The sequence below is a fragment of the Methylocystis rosea SV97 genome, from assembly GCF_000372845.1.
In the GTDB taxonomy this organism is placed as follows: domain Bacteria; phylum Pseudomonadota; class Alphaproteobacteria; order Rhizobiales; family Beijerinckiaceae; genus Methylocystis; species Methylocystis rosea.
Map to the genome: position 1 here is coordinate 3,308,417 of NZ_KB889963.1, position 17,543 is coordinate 3,325,959.

At 64.1% G+C, this 17,543-nt stretch carries 18 protein-coding genes and 1 riboswitch; of the genes, 10 read left to right on the forward strand and 8 right to left on the reverse strand.

Going from position 1 to position 17,543, the window contains the following annotated elements; genetic code table 11:
- Positions 1–131: 131 nt before the first annotated feature.
- Both alaS and A3OO_RS0117385 read left to right on the forward strand, forming a co-directional pair.
- On the forward strand, positions 132–2,804 hold the full coding sequence (gene alaS / locus A3OO_RS0117380; RefSeq protein ID WP_018409130.1) for an alanine--tRNA ligase: 2,673 nt from the start codon (positions 132–134) through the stop codon (positions 2,802–2,804).
- A complete protein-coding gene (locus A3OO_RS0117385; protein WP_018409131.1) occupies positions 2,801–4,042 on the forward strand; it encodes a cyclic nucleotide-gated ion channel in 1,242 nt (413 codons plus the stop codon). The genes alaS and A3OO_RS0117385 overlap by 4 nt, the downstream gene beginning before the upstream one ends.
- A gap of 311 nt (positions 4,043–4,353) precedes the next feature.
- On the opposite strand, the gene A3OO_RS0117390 is transcribed toward A3OO_RS0117385, so the two are convergent.
- From A3OO_RS0117390 to A3OO_RS0117410, 5 genes are all read right to left on the reverse strand, one after another.
- On the reverse strand, positions 4,354–4,755 hold the full coding sequence (locus A3OO_RS0117390; protein WP_018409132.1) for a F0F1 ATP synthase subunit epsilon: 402 nt from the start codon (positions 4,753–4,755) through the stop codon (positions 4,354–4,356).
- 116 nt (positions 4,756–4,871) lie between these two features.
- Complete coding sequence (gene atpD / locus A3OO_RS0117395; RefSeq protein ID WP_018409133.1) at positions 4,872–6,299, reverse strand: F0F1 ATP synthase subunit beta; 1,428 nt, start codon at positions 6,297–6,299, stop codon at positions 4,872–4,874.
- Between the two features lie 24 nt (positions 6,300–6,323).
- The gene (locus tag A3OO_RS0117400; RefSeq protein WP_018409134.1) at positions 6,324–7,205 is read right to left on the reverse strand and encodes a F0F1 ATP synthase subunit gamma; all 882 of its coding nucleotides are present in this window, start codon (positions 7,203–7,205) and stop codon (positions 6,324–6,326) included.
- A 48-nt stretch (positions 7,206–7,253) separates the two neighbouring features.
- Positions 7,254–8,783 (reverse strand): F0F1 ATP synthase subunit alpha, encoded by a 1,530-nt coding sequence (atpA, locus tag A3OO_RS0117405; RefSeq protein WP_018409135.1) that lies wholly within the window; start codon positions 8,781–8,783, stop codon positions 7,254–7,256.
- A complete protein-coding gene (locus A3OO_RS0117410) occupies positions 8,783–9,346 on the reverse strand; it encodes a F0F1 ATP synthase subunit delta (RefSeq protein ID WP_026223103.1) in 564 nt (187 codons plus the stop codon). The genes atpA and A3OO_RS0117410 overlap by 1 nt, the downstream gene beginning before the upstream one ends.
- Before the next feature lie 249 nt (positions 9,347–9,595).
- Between A3OO_RS0117410 and A3OO_RS0117415 the strand changes: the two genes are divergently transcribed.
- Positions 9,596–10,471 carry an S-methyl-5'-thioadenosine phosphorylase gene (locus A3OO_RS0117415; protein WP_018409137.1) on the forward strand — a complete coding sequence of 292 codons (876 nt, stop codon included), beginning with the start codon at positions 9,596–9,598 and terminating at the stop codon, positions 10,469–10,471.
- An 82-nt stretch (positions 10,472–10,553) separates the two neighbouring features.
- On the opposite strand, the gene A3OO_RS0117420 is transcribed toward A3OO_RS0117415, so the two are convergent.
- Positions 10,554–11,291 carry a S1 family serine peptidase gene (locus tag A3OO_RS0117420; protein WP_018409138.1) on the reverse strand — a complete coding sequence of 246 codons (738 nt, stop codon included), beginning with the start codon at positions 11,289–11,291 and terminating at the stop codon, positions 10,554–10,556.
- 546 nt (positions 11,292–11,837) lie between these two features.
- Here A3OO_RS0117420 and A3OO_RS0117425 point away from each other — a divergent pair.
- The 3 genes from A3OO_RS0117425 to A3OO_RS0117440 all read left to right on the forward strand — a co-directional run bounded on the left by A3OO_RS0117425 (position 11,838) and on the right by A3OO_RS0117440 (position 14,215).
- Positions 11,838–12,365 carry an adenine phosphoribosyltransferase gene (locus A3OO_RS0117425; protein ID WP_018409139.1) on the forward strand — a complete coding sequence of 176 codons (528 nt, stop codon included), beginning with the start codon at positions 11,838–11,840 and terminating at the stop codon, positions 12,363–12,365.
- 75 nt (positions 12,366–12,440) lie between these two features.
- Positions 12,441–13,739, forward strand: a complete 1,299-nt coding sequence (locus tag A3OO_RS0117435; RefSeq protein WP_026223104.1) for a L,D-transpeptidase family protein — start codon at positions 12,441–12,443, stop codon at positions 13,737–13,739.
- A 98-nt stretch (positions 13,740–13,837) separates the two neighbouring features.
- Positions 13,838–14,215, forward strand: coding sequence for a hypothetical protein (locus A3OO_RS0117440; protein ID WP_018409141.1), 378 nt, complete (start codon positions 13,838–13,840; stop codon positions 14,213–14,215).
- A 45-nt stretch (positions 14,216–14,260) separates the two neighbouring features.
- Here A3OO_RS0117440 and A3OO_RS0117445 read toward each other — a convergent pair whose 3' ends face one another.
- Together A3OO_RS0117445 and A3OO_RS0117450 are read right to left on the reverse strand one after the other, a co-directional pair.
- Complete coding sequence (locus A3OO_RS0117445; protein WP_040573965.1) at positions 14,261–14,584, reverse strand: Kazal-type serine protease inhibitor family protein; 324 nt, start codon at positions 14,582–14,584, stop codon at positions 14,261–14,263.
- A 103-nt stretch (positions 14,585–14,687) separates the two neighbouring features.
- Positions 14,688–15,029 carry a Kazal-type serine protease inhibitor family protein gene (locus A3OO_RS0117450; protein ID WP_018409143.1) on the reverse strand — a complete coding sequence of 114 codons (342 nt, stop codon included), beginning with the start codon at positions 15,027–15,029 and terminating at the stop codon, positions 14,688–14,690.
- A gap of 223 nt (positions 15,030–15,252) precedes the next feature.
- Positions 15,253–15,315: riboswitch (Fluoride riboswitch) on the forward strand.
- An 84-nt stretch (positions 15,316–15,399) separates the two neighbouring features.
- Here A3OO_RS0117450 and crcB point away from each other — a divergent pair.
- From crcB to rpmA, 4 genes are all read left to right on the forward strand, one after another.
- Positions 15,400–15,774 (forward strand): fluoride efflux transporter CrcB, encoded by a 375-nt coding sequence (gene crcB, locus A3OO_RS0117455; RefSeq protein ID WP_026223105.1) that lies wholly within the window; start codon positions 15,400–15,402, stop codon positions 15,772–15,774.
- Between the two features lie 132 nt (positions 15,775–15,906).
- A complete protein-coding gene (locus tag A3OO_RS0117460; protein ID WP_018409145.1) occupies positions 15,907–16,575 on the forward strand; it encodes a spermidine synthase in 669 nt (222 codons plus the stop codon).
- A 259-nt stretch (positions 16,576–16,834) separates the two neighbouring features.
- Complete coding sequence (gene rplU / locus A3OO_RS0117465; protein WP_018409146.1) at positions 16,835–17,143, forward strand: 50S ribosomal protein L21; 309 nt, start codon at positions 16,835–16,837, stop codon at positions 17,141–17,143.
- An 80-nt stretch (positions 17,144–17,223) separates the two neighbouring features.
- The gene (rpmA, locus tag A3OO_RS0117470; protein ID WP_018409147.1) at positions 17,224–17,493 is read left to right on the forward strand and encodes a 50S ribosomal protein L27; all 270 of its coding nucleotides are present in this window, start codon (positions 17,224–17,226) and stop codon (positions 17,491–17,493) included.
- Positions 17,494–17,543: the final 50 nt, after the last annotated feature.

Below are 17,543 nucleotides of genomic sequence, written 5' to 3' on the forward strand. Positions count from 1 at the left end.
TCGCCGCAACCTCGGGCCGTCGCCTGTTTCGTTGAAACGAAAAGCCGCTCCAGGTTATTGTTTAAACGCGTCTCCCGCATCGGCGCAGAAGCCGCTTCGGCGACGGGAGCGCATTCGCGAGCCGTGACCGCATGAGTGGCGTCAACCAGATCCGCACCGCCTTCCTCGACTATTTCGCGCACAAGGGGCACGAGAAAGTCGCCTCATCGTCGCTCGTGCCACACAATGATCCGACGTTGATGTTCACCAACGCCGGCATGGTGCAATTCAAGAACGTCTTCACCGGCGTCGAGAAACGCGCCTATGCGCGCGCCGCCTCGGCGCAAAAATGCGTGCGCGCCGGCGGCAAGCATAACGACCTCGACAATGTCGGCTACACCGCGCGCCATCACACCTTCTTTGAGATGCTCGGCAATTTCTCCTTCGGCGACTATTTCAAGGAAGGCGCGATCGAGCTTGCCTGGAACCTCATCACGCGCGAATTCGGGCTCAACGTCGATCGGCTGCTCGTCACCGTCTATCACGACGACGACGAGGCCTATGATCTGTGGAAAAAGATCGCCGGCTTCAACGACAGCCGCATCATCCGCATCGCCAGTTCTGACAATTTCTGGAGCATGGGCGACACCGGCCCCTGCGGCCCTTGCTCGGAGATCTTCTACGACCAGGGCGAGGCGCTCAAAGGCGGTCCGCCCGGCAGTCCGGACGAGGACGGCGACCGATTCCTGGAGTTCTGGAACCTCGTCTTCATGCAATATGAGCAGGTCGCCCCGGGACAACGCGCGCCGCTGCCGCGCCCCTCGATCGACACCGGCATGGGATTGGAGCGCATCGCCGCGCTGATGCAGGGCGTGACCTCCAATTACGACATCGATCTCTTCCGCGCGCTGACCGGCGCGGTCGCCGATTACACTGGCGCGCCGGTCGACGGACCGCAGGGCGCGAGCCATCGCGTCATCGCCGACCATCTGCGCGCCTCCTCCTTCCTCGTCGCCGACGGCGTCACGCCCTCGAACGAAGGCCGCGGCTATGTGCTGCGCCGGATCATGCGCCGCGCCATGCGGCACGCGCAGCTCCTCGGCGCGAAAGAGCCGCTGATGTGGAAGCTGGCGCCGACGCTCGTCGCCGAGATGGGCCAGGCCTATCCGGAGCTCGTGCGCGCGCAGTCGCTCATCGCCGATACGCTGCTTTCCGAAGAGACGCGCTTTCGCGCCACGCTCGCGCGCGGCCTCGCGATCCTCGATGAGGAGACGGCGGCGCTCGGCCAGGGCGACAAGCTTTCCGGCGAAACGGCGTTCAAACTCTACGACACCTACGGCTTCCCGCTCGATCTCACCGAGGACGCGCTGCGCCCGCGCGGCATCGGCGTCGACAAGGAAATCTTCAACGCCGCGATGGAGCGCCAGCGGGCGGACGCGCGCAAGGCCTGGGCCGGCTCCGGCGAAACCGCGACCGAAGCGCTCTGGTTCGCGCTGAAGGAGCGCCTCGGCGCGACCGAATTTCTCGGCTACGAAACCGAAAGAAGCGAGGGCGTCGTCACCGCCATCATTCATGACGGTGGCGAGGCCTTTTCGCTGAAGGAGGGCGCGCACGGGGCGCTGATCCTCAATCAGACCCCCTTCTACGGCGAGTCGGGCGGACAGGTCGGCGATGTCGGCGTGATGCGCGCCCGCGGCCTGCGCTTTCGCGTCGAGAACACCGTCAAGAAGCTCGGCGACCTCATCGTTCACGAGGGCGTCGTCGAAGAGGGCGAGATCGCGCCCGGCCTCGCGCTCGAGCTCGACGTCGACCACGAGCGCCGCACCCAGTCGCGCGCCAATCATTCGGCCACGCATATTCTGCATGAGGCGCTGCGGCAGGTGCTCGGCGAGCATGTGGCGCAAAGGGGGTCGCTCGTTGCGCCCGATCGGCTGCGCTTCGACTTCACCCATCCCAAGCCGCTCACCGATGAGGAGCTGGCGCGCGTCGAGACGCTCGCCAATGAGATCGTTCAGGACAATGCGCCCGTCGAGACGCGGGTGATGGCCCAGGACGACGCCATCCGCTCCGGCGCGCGCGCGCTCTTTGGCGAGAAATACGGCGACGAAGTGCGCGTCGTCTCGATGGGCCCGGTGAGTCCCGGCGCCGCGCATCCCTTCTCCGTCGAGCTGTGCGGCGGCACGCATGTCGCCCGCACCGGCGACATCGGCCTCGTCGCCATCGTCGGCGAGGGCGCGGTCGCGTCCGGCGTGCGCCGCATCGAGGCGCGCACCGCCGAGGGCGCGCGCAGCCAGCTTGTCTCGCAGTCGCGCGCGCTGCGCGAGATGGCGGCGCTGATGCGCGCCCCCGTTGAAGACGCGCCGGCGCGGCTTGCGGCGCTTCTCGACGAACGCAAGCGGCTTGAACGCGAACTCGCGGACGCCAAACGCAAGCTCGCGATGGGCGGCGGCGCTGTCGACGGCGCCGCCGAGAAGCCGCGCGACATCGGCGGCGTCAAGCTGCTGGCGCGCGCGGTCGAAGGCATCGAGGCCAAGGATTTGAAGTCGATGGTCGATGACGCCAAGAAGGCGATCGGCTCGGGCGTCGTCGCGATCGCCAGCGCCTCGCCCGACGGCAAGGCCGGCATTGTCGTCGGCGTCACCGACGATCTCACCGAGAAATACAGCGCCGTGGATTTCGTGCGCGTCGCGAGCGTTATGCTCGGCGGCAAGGGCGGCGGCGGCCGCCCCGACCTTGCGCAGGCGGGCGGCCCCAACGCCGCCGCCATCGATCAGGCGCTCGCCTCCGTCGAGGATGCGTTGCGCGGAAAAGCGGACGCGCCATGAACGAGCCGGACCGGCGGCGCGGTCTGGCTTTGTTGCGGCGACGCGTCCACGTCGTCCTGGATGGCGGCAGCCACGACCGGTTCGCGCGCGTCGTGCATCGCGGGCTGATTGGGCTCGTCCTGCTGTCGGTGGTTTCGGTGATTTTCGAATCGGTGCCGGAATACAGCGACAGCTATGCGGACCTCTTCAACCTCATTGAATATGTCGCCGTCGCCGCCTTCACGCTCGAATATGTCTTGCGCGTCTGGTGCGCGCCCGAACATGCGCTCTATGCCCACCGCTCGCCGACGGCGGCGCGGCTCGCCTTCGTCGGATCAGGCTGGGCGCTGATCGACCTCGCCGCCTTCCTGCCCTTCTATCTCTCCTTCTACTTCTCGGCGGATCTGCGCGTCTTTTTGATGCTGCGCCTGCTGCGGTTCTTCAAATTCGCGCGCTATTCTCCCGGCATCCGTACCTTGCTGGCGGTGATCGAGGCCGAACGCAAGGCGCTGCTCGCCTGGCTGATCATTCTGTTTGGCGCGGTTCTCTTCTATTCGACCGCGATGCATATCGCCGAACATGAGGCGCAACCCGAAAAATTCGGAACGATTCCGGACGCCATGTGGTGGGCGATCGAAACCGTGACGACCGTCGGCTATGGCGAAGTCATCCCGCTCACGCTGGCGGGCAAGCTCATCGCCTCCTTCGCCATGGTGACGGGCTTTCTGCTGCTGGGCCTGCCGGTCGGCATTCTCGCCACCGCCTTCGCCGAAGAAATTCACCGCCGCGAATTCGTCGTCACCTGGACGATGGTCGCCAGCGTGCCGCTGTTTCGCGGCCTCGATGCGGCCGGGATCGCCGAGATCATGCGCTATCTTCGGGCGCAGTCCATCCCCCGGGGCGCAATGATCGTGCGCAAGGGCGATCCCGCCCATTCGATGTATTTCATCGCCGAGGGCGAGGTCGAAGTCGAACTGTCGCATGAGAACGTCAAGCTCGGCGAAGGGCAGTTCTTCGGCGAGATCGCCGTGCTGCACAAAACGTCGCGCACCGCCGACGTGCGGGCGACCGCGCCAACGAAACTCCTCATCCTCGACGCCTATGATCTGCAGACGCTGACCAAGCGCAATCCGGAGATTGGAGAGGCAATCCGCGAGATTGCGCAATCACGGTCCGAACTCGCGCCAGCAGAGCGGCACGGCGACATGATCGAAGCGGAGCTCGAGGAGCCGGCGTCGGAAGACGTGAACGAGATATAGTTCACACCAAGTTTGAGCGGTTCCGCGTGAGAGCGCCGCGCGCATGCCCGCGACAAGCGCGGGCATGACGTGGAGAGGAAGCGGACGGCGACGAAAGGACACTCTGCGTGGAAGCAGGCTCTAACGTCGTTGCGCAATCATTCAGCCGTCATGGCCGGGCTTGTCCCGGCCATCCACGCCGAGAGCATGCTTAAACGTTGAGACTCTCGCCGGACGGCGTCACGTGGATGCCCACGACAAGCGCGGGCATGACGCGGAGAGGCTCCGCAAACGCAGTAGAGAGGATGTGTGGCTTTCCCTGCGCGGTCTGATCAGCCGCCGATCGCCGCGCGCAGCTCCTGCAATTGCGCGAGCTTGTCGGAAGCGGCGAGACGCGCTTCGTCCGACTCGGCGTCGGAGATGTCCTCGCGCGCGTTCCGAATGTCCGCGTCGACTTTGGCGACGTCGATTTCAGCAAGAGGAATCGCCTGTTCGGCGAGAATGGTGAAGCCGGACGCGTTGACGTCGGCGAATCCCCCGCGCACGAAAAGCTTCTCAACCTTGCCTTCGCCGCCGGAAACGGTCACCACGCCGGCCTTCAGCGTGGTCATGACCGGCGCATGATCTTTGAGCACGGTGAACTGGCCGTCGGCGCCGGGCGCGACGACCGACTCGACTTCACCAGAGAAGAGATGCTTCTCGGGAGAGACGAGTTCGAAGTGGAATGCGGCCATGATGTTCTCCGACGGCGCTTTGCGTCCAGCCCGTCATGGCCGGGCTTGACCCGGCCATCTACGAAAACTGATCAGCGACCTGGCCGGAGCACGTCCGGCCAGACGTTTTGTAAAAGTTACGCCGCTTCCTTGGCGAGCTTCGCGGCCTTTTCGACCGCCTCTTCGATCGAGCCGACCATGTAGAAGGCGGCCTCGGGGAGATGGTCATATTCGCCTTCGACGAGGCCCTTGAAACCCTTGATCGTGTCGGCGAGCGCGACGAGCTTGCCGGGCGAACCGGTGAACACTTCGGCGACATGGAAGGGCTGCGACAGGAAGCGCTCGATCTTGCGGGCGCGGGCGACGACGAGCTTGTCCTCTTCGGAAAGTTCGTCCATGCCGAGAATGGCGATGATGTCCTGCAGCGACTTATAGCGCTGCAGCGTCGACTGCACCTTACGCGCGACGTCGTAATGCTCCTCGCCGACGATCGCCGGCGACAGCATGCGCGAGGTGGAATCGAGCGGATCGACCGCCGGATAAATGCCCTTCTCGGCGATCGAACGCGACAGCACGGTCGTGGCGTCCAAATGCGCGAAGGAGGTGGCGGGCGCCGGATCGGTCAGATCGTCGGCCGGGACGTAAATCGCCTGCACCGAAGTGATCGAGCCCTTGGTCGTCGTGGTGATGCGTTCCTGCAACGCGCCCATGTCGGTGGCGAGCGTCGGCTGATAGCCCACCGCCGAAGGGATGCGGCCGAGAAGCGCCGAGACTTCCGAACCCGCCTGGGTGAAGCGGAAGATGTTGTCGACGAAGAACAGCACGTCCATGCCGCGGTCGCGGAAATCTTCGGCGACGGTGAGGCCCGACAGCGCGACGCGCATGCGCGCGCCCGGCGGCTCGTTCATCTGGCCGTAGACCAGCGCGCATTTCGAGCCTTCGCCGCCGCCCTTCTTATTGACGCCGCCCTCGATCATCTCGTGATAGAGGTCGTTGCCTTCGCGGGTGCGCTCGCCGACGCCGGCGAAGACGGAATAGCCGCCATGCGCCTTGGCGATGTTGTTGATGAGCTCCATGATCAGCACGGTCTTGCCGACGCCCGCGCCGCCGAACAGGCCGATCTTGCCGCCCTTGGCGTAAGGCGCGAGCAGATCGACGACCTTGATGCCGGTCTCGAGAATCTGCGCTTCCGTCGCCTGCTCGGCGTAGGAAGGGGCCGGCTGATGAATCGCGCGGCGCGATTTCGTCAGCATCGGACCCGCCTCGTCGACCGGCTCGCCGATGACGTTGATGATGCGGCCAAGCGTCTCGTCGCCGACCGGAACCGAAATCGGCGCGCCGGTGTCGGTGACTTCCTGACCGCGCACCAGGCCTTCGGACGAATCCATGGCGATGGTGCGAACGGAGTTTTCGCCCAAATGCTGCGCGACTTCGAGAACGAGGCGATTGCCTTGGTTCGTCGTCTCGAGCGCGTTCAGAATCTCAGGCAAATTCCCGTCGAACTGCACGTCGACGACGGCGCCGATGACTTGGGTGATGCGCCCGCTGGGCTTATTGGCGGCCATGTTTGGTCCTCGTCCTAAAATGCCTCAGAGCGCCTCGGCGCCCGAGATGATTTCGATGAGCTCCTTGGTGATCATCGCCTGACGCGACCTGTTGTAGATCGTCGTCTGCTTCTTGATCATATCGCCGGCGTTGCGCGTCGCATTGTCCATCGCGCTCATGCGGGCGCCTTGTTCGGAGGCGGCGTTTTCGAGCAGCGCGCGGAACACCTGCACGGAGATGTTGCGCGGCAGCAGCGTCGAGAGAATTTCGTCCTGTCCCGGTTCATATTCATAAGACGCCTGCGGACCTTCGACGGGCGGCGCGTTTTCGTTCGAGGGAATTTGCGCCGGGATGAGCTGCTGCGCGGTCGGAATTTGAGCGATCACCGATTTGAAGCGCGAGAAGAACAGCGTCGCGACGTCGAAGTCGCCCTCTTCGAACATGCGGATGATCTTCTTGCCGATCTCATCGGCGGTGTCGAAGCCCAGCTGCTTGACGCCGCGCAGCTCGATGACCTCGATGATGTTCCGCTCATACTGGCGGCGGAGCTGCTCGAAACCCTTCTTGCCGACGCAGAGGATCTTGACGGTCTTGCCCTGATCCTGAAGCCGCACGATGTGCTCGCGGGCGAGACGCACGATGGAGGAATTGAAGGCGCCGCACAGGCCGCGCTCGGCGGTGGCGACGACGAGGAGATGCGTGTCATCCTTGCCATTGCCAGCCAAGAGCGGAGGTCCGCCCGCTGTCACGCTGGAAGCGAGGTTGGCGAGCACCGACTCCATGCGCTCGGCATAGGGACGCGCCGCCTCCGCCGCCGACTGGGCGCGGCGCAATTTCGCGGCGGCGACCATCTGCATGGCCTTGGTGATCTTCTGCGTCGCCTTGACGGAGGAGATGCGGTTTCGAAGATCCTTTAGCGAGGGCATATCGTTTTTGCCTGTCTCGTTTCACCAACGCCCATATGGCCGGGCGCGTTAAGCGAAGCTCTTCGCGAAGCTCTCGACGACGTTCTTGAGTTTCGCCGCGGTCTCGTCGGTGAGATCCTTCGTCGTGCGGATGCTCTCGAGAATGTCGCTGTGCTGCGAGCGCAGCAGCGCGAGCAAGCCGTCTTCGAAGGCGCGGACGCGATTGACCGGCAGCGGATCGAGATAGCCGTTGACGCCGGCGTAGATCACGCAGGTCTGCTCTTCCATCTTCAAGGGCGAGAACTGCGGCTGCTTCAAGAGTTCGGTGAGGCGGGCGCCGCGATTCAGGAGACGCTGCGTCACGGCGTCGAGGTCCGAGCCGAACTGGGCGAAGGCGGCCATTTCGCGATACTGCGCGAGTTCGCCCTTGATCTTGCCGGCGACCTTCTTGGTCGCCTTGGTCTGCGCCGACGAGCCGACGCGCGAGACCGAGAGGCCGACGTTCACCGCGGGACGAATGCCCTGGTAGAAGAGATCGGTCTCAAGGAAGATCTGGCCGTCGGTGATCGAGATGACGTTCGTCGGAATATAGGCCGACACGTCGTTGGCCTGCGTCTCGATGACCGGCAGCGCGGTGAGCGATCCGGCCCCGCGATCGTCGGAAAGCTTCGCGGCGCGCTCGAGCAGGCGCGAATGCAGATAGAAAACGTCGCCCGGATAGGCTTCGCGGCCCGGCGGACGGCGCAGCAGCAGCGACATCTGGCGGTAGGCGACGGCCTGCTTGGACAGATCGTCATAGATGATCACGGCGTGCATGCCGTTGTCGCGGAAATATTCGCCCATCGCGCAGCCGGAGAAGGGCGCGAGGAACTGCATCGGCGCCGGATCGGAGGCCGTCGCGGCGACGATGATCGAATATTCGAGCGCGCCGCGCTCTTCGAGCACCTTGACGAATTGCGCCACGGTCGAGCGCTTCTGGCCGATGGCGACATAGACGCAGTAGAGCTTCGACTTCTCGTCGTCGCCGTCGTTCAGCGATTTCTGATTGAGGATCGTGTCGAGCGCGATGGCGGTCTTGCCGGTCTGGCGATCGCCGATGATCAGTTCGCGCTGGCCGCGGCCGATCGGGATCAGCGCGTCGACGGCCTTCAGGCCCGTCGCCATCGGCTCATGCACGGATTTGCGCGGAATGATGCCCGGCGCCTTGACGTCGACGCGCGAACGCTGCGCCGTCTTGATCGGCCCCTTGCCGTCGATCGGATTGCCGAGCGCGTCGACGACGCGGCCCAGCAGCTCCTTGCCGACGGGAACCTCGACGATGGCGCCGGTGCGCTTGACCGTCTGGCCTTCCTTGATGTGGCGGTCGTCGCCGAAAATCACGATGCCGACATTGTCGGTTTCGAGATTGAGCGCCATGCCCTTGGTGCCGTCCTGGAATTCGACGGTCTCGCCGGCCTGCACATTGTCGAGTCCGTAGACGCGCGCAATGCCGTCGCCGACGGACAGAACCTGGCCGACCTCGGTGACCTCGGCCTCGGCGCCAAAGTTGGCGATCTCCTTTTTGAGGATCGCGGAAATTTCTGCGGCGCGGATATCCATCAGCCGACCTCTTTCATGCGTGTGCGGATTGAGTTGAGCTTGGTGCGCACGGAGGCGTCGACCATGCGTGAACCGATTTTGACGATCAGACCGCCGATGATCGACGGATCCGTCGTCACCTTGAGATCGATGGTCTTGCCGCCGGTGACGCCGGCGAGCGTCTCGCGCAGCGCGGCTTCATGATCCGGCTTCAGCGCCGCCGCGATCGTCACATCGGCGCGCACCAGGCCCTTCGCCTTGTCGTGCAGGCGGCGATAGGCGGCGATCATGTCGGAGATGACGAAGAGACGTCGCTTGGCGGCGACGAGACGGATGAAATTGGCGGCGATGCCGGAGATTTGGCCCTTGTTGAGAACGGGCTCGAGGGCGTCGAGCTGCTCCTTGGCGGAGAACACCGGGCTTTTGACCATGCGCTTGAGATCGGCGCTGCCGTCCAGCAGAGTCTTGAATCGATCGAGCGCCGCGGCGACGTCATCGGCGGCGTGATTTTCCGTCGCCAAATCATAGAGTGCGGAGGCGTAGCGACCTGCAACGCCCGATAAGGAATCCCCGTCTTGAGCCACTTGGTTCGCTCGTCAATCTACGCCGTTTGGAGACGCCGCTCGCAGTGCAAGTTGCACGGTCGCGACGATTAAGCGGTTAGCCTCAAACGACGGATGCTGTAGGAAAAGGAACGAGGGCCGCTGCGCCCCAGCTCCAAGGCGAGCGTCCCCTAACACAGGCATTTTGGGGGCGCAACCCTGTCACATTGCCGCGATTTTTGGCGCCGGCCCAAAACCCGGCCAAGCAACAGCTATCGAGGAGACATATTCATGACCAAAGCGGTCGTCGGAATAATCGGCGGGTCAGGCGTTTATGATCTACCGGGGCTCGCCAACATCCGCCGCGAGCGGGTCACGACGCCCTGGGGTGAGCCTTCCGACGAACTCGTCTTTGGCGAACTCGGCGCGACCCAGGCGGTCTTTTTGCCGCGGCACGGGCGCGGCCATCGGCTCTCGCCCTCGACCATCAACTATCGCGCGAACATCGACGCGATGAAGCGCGCCGGCGTCACCGATCTGATTTCAGTCTCGGCCTGCGGCTCGTTCAGATCGGAGCTTTTTCCCGGTCTCTTCGTGCTGATCGATCAATTCGTCGATCGCACCTTCGCGCGGCAATCCTCCTTCTTTGGCGACGGCTGCGTCGCGCATGTGTCGATGGCGCATCCGATCGCGCCGCTGCTGTCCGCACGCATCGGCGCCGCGGCGAAAGACGAGAACATCGAACATGTCGCCGGCGGAACTTACGTCTGCATGGAAGGCCCGCAGTTTTCGTCCTACGCCGAATCGCACACCTACAAGGCCGCCGGCTATGACGTGATCGGCATGACGGCGATGCCGGAAGCCAAGCTCGCGCGCGAGGCCGAAATCTCCTACGCCACCGTCGCCATGGTGACGGATTTCGATTGCTGGCATCCCGAGCACGACAATGTCGACATCGCCTCGGTGATCGCGGTCGTTCAGAAGAATTCGGCGACCGTCGCGCGATTGCTGGCGCGGGTTCTGGCCGATTTTCCGCGCGAGCACGAGCCCTGCCCGATCGGCTCAGACCGCGCGCTCGACAACGCCATCGTCACCGCCCCCGACGCGCGCGATCCGGAATTGTTGAAGAAGCTGGATGCGGTGATGGGGAGGGTGCGTGGGGAGTGAGGGGCGGCGGAGCTGTCACGAGCAACCGAACTTACTTTGCAGGGCTCGCTTGGTCTGTCTGTTTCGTGGACTTTTCGTGAGACTAGCGTATCGCGATCTGGCCACCCATGGCGAATTCACGCAGCGTTGTTGTTTCCTCTCCATCTGCTTCGGCTATTCTTTTCGGAACGCGGATTTCGAGCAGCGCGGAAGCTGGAGTTACAAAGGCGATGTTTCTTGCACCGTCGTAGCTGGACGAAGCGACGCCGAACACGTGCCCCTCAAAAAAAACCGGGCCCCCGCTCGCGCCCCCGTGTAGATGGATGTTTGTTCGATAGTATGGCGTACATAGCTTCACTGAGGGGCCACGCTCCGCATAAAACTCCTCCAAACTGCCGTCGTAGAAGTCCGGCTGCAGTTGTAAAATGCGACCCGCGGGGTCGTCTTCAATGCAGCGATGCAACGGATAGGCCCATGTGCTAACTGCTTCGCCAATAGCGGGGGGCACGTTGGTTAGCGAAAGAACTTTCGTGCGGATCACCTGACCGGTTGTGTCGTCCACGAATTCAGCGCGAGGGATGCCAAAAGCAACGTCAGCCGTTCGATGAACGAAGAACTTCCATATCGGCAAAAATCGAGTTTCTCCATTCGGTAAGGTGTGCGCGATACCCACTGAATCCTGAGCTGTGGCTAGGTGCTGTTGCGCCTCGATAGCGACGTGGGCCGCAGTCGCGAATCCGCCCTTGGGTTGTAAATAGAACCCCGTTCCAAGAAGTTTGAGTGATTGCTGCTCACGAACAACGATTGCAAAAATGGCAAGTCGACCGTCTGCATCGGCCATATCGGCATTAGTGATGCGCCAAGTCCCGGACTGAGCCGTCCCCGGCAACGGTGGAAGTGGCCTGAAAGGGGCCATGGGCTACTAGCACTCCAAAAGCCTCTCGCAAAAGGCAGAGCTCTTGCAATAGAGCCTCGAAAGACAGCCAATTCCAAGTCAGTTTTGTCTCTCTTCGCGTCTCCGTTTACTCGCTCGTCGCACACAGAGCGATCAACGAAGTCCAGGCGTTGGCGAATCCCTCCCCTTTACGGGGAGGGTGGCCCCGCGAAGCGGGGTCGGGTGGGGTAAACTCCTCACAAGAGAGACGAATGACCCCCACCCGTCGGCCCGCAGCCAAGTTTACGCAGGCTGCGTAAACTTAGCTGCGCCCGCCGACCTCCCCGCAAGGGGGAGGTATTTCCCCGCGAGCTGATCAAGATCATTGCTCACCCGATTGCCCCAGCACCCCATTTGCGCCCTCCCCCGCCATCCGTGTATTCCTCTGAGCCGTGGCGGTTTCGCCATATCCATCCACGCGGCCACACTCGCCGCCGATCGCAAGGCCGTTCCATGCCACTTGCCGCCGCCATTCGCACCATTCCCGATTATCCCAAGAAGGGAATCCTGTTTCGCGACATCACCACCCTGCTCGGCGACGCCAAGGCGTTTCGCAAGGCGGTCGACGAACTCGTGCAGCCCTGGTGCGGCGGCAAGATCGACAAGGTCGCGGGCATGGAGGCGCGCGGCTTCATCCTAGGGGGCGCGGTGGCGCATCAGCTTTCCGCCGGCTTCATCCCGATCCGCAAGAAGGGCAAGCTGCCGCACCGCGTCGTCTCGGTCTCCTATGAACTCGAATATGGCGTCGACGAAATGGAGATGCATGAGGACGCGGTGAACCCCGGCGAGCGGGTGATTCTCATCGACGATCTGATCGCCACCGGCGGCACCGCCGAGGGCGCGGTGAAGCTCCTGCGCCAAGGCGGCGCCGACGTCGTCGCCGCCTGTTTCGTCATCGACCTGCCCGACCTCGCCGGCGTGAAAAGGCTCCAGGCGCTCGGCGTGCCGGTGCGCACGCTCGTCGCCTTCGCAGGCCACTAAAGCGCCTTTTTCCGGGTGTTCTTGCTCAGCCCAGGCTCGAAGTTCAGAATCTCCGTGAGAGGCTTGCATAGGCGCATGACGCCGCGACGGACCCATTTGGCGCTGGCGGCGTTCGCCCTCGCCGCACTCGTCGGCGGAGTCGTGGCCCTCCGCTATATGCCCGACGTTGGGAGCAGCTCTCCCGTCCGCAGCGACGCCGCGCGCAGCGCCTGGAGCGGCGCGCTGCCGACCGGCCTGCGGCGCATGGCCCTGCGGGTGAAACCCGGCGCTTTTCCCCCTGCTCCGCCGCCAGCCGCCGCGGCGCCGCCGCAAGAACCCAGCGAGGTCGCGGCGCTGCCGCAGGGCGGCGACGGCGTCGAAGGGTCGGTGTCTTTCCCGCCCGCGCCGCCACCGCCCGCGCGACCGGAGATTGTGGAAAAGCCCACGCCGCTGCCCCCGTCGCGACCAGCCAATCTCGCCGAGCTTGCCGACAAATTCGCAGAGACGGCGGCAACTCCTGCCGAGCCGCCGCAAACCGCCGAGGCGACCCCGCCCGCGCCCGCCGAGGTCCCGGCGACCGCGCCGACAGCGCCGCTGCCGCCGGCCCGGCCGCAGGAGCCGTCGGCGAGAGCCGCGGTAGAGGCGACGCCCACGGCGCAGGAGTCGGCGCCGCCGACCCAGGTGGCGCGCGCCGTCGAGCCGACGTTGCGGGCTGCGCCCGAGGACGCGTTTCAGCAGGAGGCCCCGATCCGCTTCGGCATGGGCGATCAGGTCTTCGTGCGGATCTTCAAGCAGGAAGGGCAGCTCGAGCTTTGGCTTCGAAAGAGCAACGCCCGCTTCTCGCTCTACAAGACCTATCCGATCTGCAAATGGTCCGGCAGGCTCGGTCCCAAGCTCAAGGAAGCCGATTACCAGTCGCCGGAAGGCTTCTACAGCGTGTCGGCGAAGCAGCTGCATCCGCATTCGAATTATCACCGCGCGTTCAACGTCGGCTATCCGAACGCCTTCGATCGCCAGAACGGCCGGACCGGCGGCCTCGTCATGGTGCATGGCGCGTGCAAGTCGGTCGGCTGCTTCGCCATGACCGACCGCGGCATCGAGGAAATCTACGCCTTCGTCGAGGCGGCGATGCGCGCCGGCCAGCACGAAGTGCAGGTGCATATTTTTCCCTTCCGCTTGACGGAGCAGGCGATCGCTCGGGAAACCGGCGGGAGCTGGCTCGCCTTCGTCGGCGCGGGCGGCAATTATCAGCACTGGACCGAGTTCTGGCGCAATCTGAAGCAGGGCTACGATATTTTCGAGCAGACCGGCGAACCGCCGACGGCCTTCGCCTGCGGCGATCATTACGCCTTTGGCGCGGGCGATTCGTCATGCCGACGCATCGCCGGCTGGTGATCGCGGCCCGCTGAGAAGCTGTTCAGCTTGGTTTCAGCCGGCGCGCGCGAAGATGCCTTGGCAAAAGCGCTGGGGGGCGCAAACGAGGAAAACGCCGCATGCGGCTCGTGAACTATTCTATCGTCGGCGCGGCTTGCGCGCTCGGCATCCTCTTCACGCCGATCGCCGAGGCGGCCAATGCGCCGCTGTGCCTCGCGATCGCCCAAAACTACAACACCTGCATGCGCCAGCATCAGTACGGGCGCGGCGGGCATGGCGGTTACGGTCCGGGCTACGGCCAAGGATACGGACAAGGCTATCGCCGTGGCTATCAAGGCGGCTACCCCGGCGACGACGACGGCGACTATGACGGCGATGGCGGCTACGGCGGATTTGGCGGTTACGGCGGCGGCTCCCCCCGTCGTCGTTACGAGAACGCCAAGGCGGCCTGCGCGATTTGGTTCGCGCAGATGCAGGCGAGCGGCTGCTTCAACTAGCCGAAGAAATGGCGCGGCCCAATTGCGCCGCGCCATCACCAGGGCTCACCTGTAGGGTTTTGGGCACTCGCCGTCGGACTTTTTCGCGATCTTCGCGGCAATGCGCGTGCAGTCGTTACCGTAGGTTTTATCGTCACAACCGCAGACGGGACGATAGTCCTTGGTGCAGATCTGTGAAACCTCCACACACTTGCCGGCGATGTCCGCTCCGCCGCATTGACCCGGCTCGGGGTCGCACCACAAGCCCTTGTCGCACTGAATGCCGGCGATGCCTGCGCACATCTCGCCGACCTTGGCGGCCGAGGCGGGCGCAGAAACAAAGAGCGAGAGCGCCAGGGCGCTCGCTAATCTCCAAAGTAATTTCGTCATATCGTCGTCCTCCCTAAAAATCACGTTGCAGCCTTTTGCGACGGCGGCTGCTTTCACCGGTCGCTGAATTCAGACGTCGGCTAACGTTGTTTTCAGCTTGCGGTCAGTGATGGCCCCTGCACCGGCCGTTGTGCCGCTTATTGACCATCGCGGCGCGGCGCGCGCAGTCGTTGGCGTAAGTGCGGCCGTCGCACCCGCAAACCGGCCTGAAAATGCGGGGACAGAAGTGCGGCCTGACCGCGCAATGGCCAAAAGCGTCGGCGACGCGGCAGGAGCCGGGGCGCATCTCGCACCAGAGGCCCTTCGCGCAGTGAAGGCCGACAAAGCCGCCGCATTTGGCGCCGACCCCGCCGGCGGCGACCGCCGGCGATGACGTCGCCACGAAAAGCACGAACAGGGTCGAAGAGAGGAGCGCGCAGAGGCGCAAGCCAAGGCGTAAATTCATAGCAATTCTCCTAAAAATGCTTTCGTAACGGTGGGATAACGCCGATGTCCGACGAGCGTTCCCCCTCGGGCGACGGCGGCTGCAGGGCTCTGAATCGCGGTTGACCGCGTGGATGCCCGGCAAAAGGCCGGGCATGAAGGCTGAGAGTGAGCTGAAATTAACCAGAGTTCGAAGCCCTGACGGCGGCGGCCGGTTGATCGCTCGCGCCGGCTCGACTATGCTGGCTCCCACACGGGATGGGGCTCCCGGTAACCGCCTGATGAAGGCTGATGGCTCCTGCCGCAAGGACGTGCGTCCTGCGGGAGGAGCGCGTCTGAAACGCCGCCTGCCGCAGCATGTTTGTCGTCCGCTCGTTGGAAAGGACGACGTCATGGGCTTCTTCATTGTATTTGCTGGCGGGGGACTGGCCGCCGCCGCGCGCCACGGGGTCAATCTTCTTCTTGCCCGACTGATGGGCGTTGGTTTTCCGTTCGGGACGCTGACCGTGAACGTGCTTGGCTCGTTCCTGATGGGCGTCATCGTCGGCTATTTCGCCTTCCAGGGCGAGGCGTCCCAGAATTGGCGCCTGTTCCTCACGACCGGGATCCTTGGCGGCTTCACCACCTTTTCGGCGTTCTCGCTCGAGACGGTTTTGCTCTACGAGCGCGGCGAACTGGCGATGGCGGCATTTTATGTCGTGGCGTCGGTCGGCCTTGCGGTGGCCGGCCTCCTCGCCGGCCTATCGCTGCTGCGCCATTTTTCGTGAGAGCTTTGAGCTCCAGCCTTTCCCCCCGCCGAGGTGCGGATGAATGGCTTGATTTGACCTTAGGGACCATTCTCGACGGGCGGCTTTTAGCCGATTTTTAGTCGTGCGCTTCGACCGGACGGAGACTTATCAGTGATTCCCTGGACCCTGCTCGACACAACGCCGATACCGGGCGGCGAGGGCGAACTCCGCCTCAAGCGTCGCGGCGCGGAATTCTCCATCATGTTGGGCGATATCGAACTGATGAACAGTCGCCTCAGTGGCTCGGAGGAGGCGCTCGCCACGCTCTCTTGCGAGAGAATTCAGGCGCGGCCACAGCCGTGCGTTCTGATCGGCGGGCTGGGGATGGGCTTCACTCTGCGCGCCGCGCTCACTGTCCTCGGCGCGAAAGCGCGGATCGTTGTCGCCGAACTCGTTCCGGCGGTCGTGGCCTGGGCGCGCGGTCCGATGGCGGAAGTCTTCGGCGCCAGCCTGACGGATCCGCGCGTCAGCATCGAGGAAGCGGACGTTGGGCGCCTGATCCGGTCCGGCCGCTCCACTTATGACGCCATCCTTCTCGATGTCGATAACGGCCCCGAGGGCCTGACTCGCCAAGCCAATGACGGACTTTACGATATCGAGGGATTGAGGGCGGCCCGCAAGGCGCTGCGCCCTGATGGGGTGTTGGCCGTCTGGTCATCGGGGCCGGATCGGAATTTCACGTCGCGCCTCCGCAAAGCCGGGTTCCGCGTGGATGAAGTCAAGGTGCGCGCCAACGGCCAACGTGGCGGCGCCCGGCACGTCATCTGGATCGCGACATGAGATTCGACGCCTCAGATGCAATAGAACCCTGCCAGCAAAAGCTTCTGTTTTTACCCAAAGCTGAAATTTCAAACTGAGATGCCCAACCGCCCCACATATTGACAGTCGCCGGCTTTGAAGGGTAGATGAACGTCGCTTCGGCGCGGCGGTTTCGCCGCGCTTTTCGTTTGCGCCTGGCGCAAGTTCGAGGCGAAGCCACTAACTGCCAAGAAGCCGGCCGGCGGAAACGCCAGCGTCGGGACGAACACAGGAAAAAAAGATGTTCGCAGTCATCAAAACCGGCGGCAAGCAATATAGCGTCGCCGCTGGGGACGTGATCACCGTCATGGCGCTCGACGGCGCGCCGGGCGACGCCGTCACCTTCGACGAAGTGCTCATGCTGGGGGGCGACAGCCCCAAGGTCGGCGCCCCGACGATCGCCGGCGCGAAAGTCTCCGGCGAGATCGCCGAGCAGACCCGCAGCGCCAAGTCGATCGCCTTCAAAAAGCGCCGCCGGCAGAATTCAAAGCGCAAGCGCGGTCATCGCCAGGACCTGACGCTTGTGAGAATCACCGCGATCGAGAGCTGACCGCCCTCTCGCGACACTTGGAACGCGACACTTGGAATAAAGCGGCCCCAGTCGCCGCATAGGAAGATCGGAGCAAGACCATGGCTCACAAAAAGGCAGGCGGCTCGTCGCGCAACGGCCGCGATTCGGACGGCCGGCGCCTCGGCGTCAAGAAATTCGGCGGGGAAGCCGTCATCGGCGGCAATATTATCGTGCGCCAACGCGGCACGAAGTGGCGCCCGGGCCGCAACGTCGGCATGGGCAAGGACCACACGCTTTTTGCGCTCGTCGACGGAGTCGTCGAATTCAAGTCCAGCGGTGGACGCGCTAGCGTATCGGTGGCGCCGGCGCCCGCCGCAGCAGCCGAGTAAGGCGGTAGGGGACGACCCGCCGCCGGCCTTCCGGCGGACAGTCGTCTCGA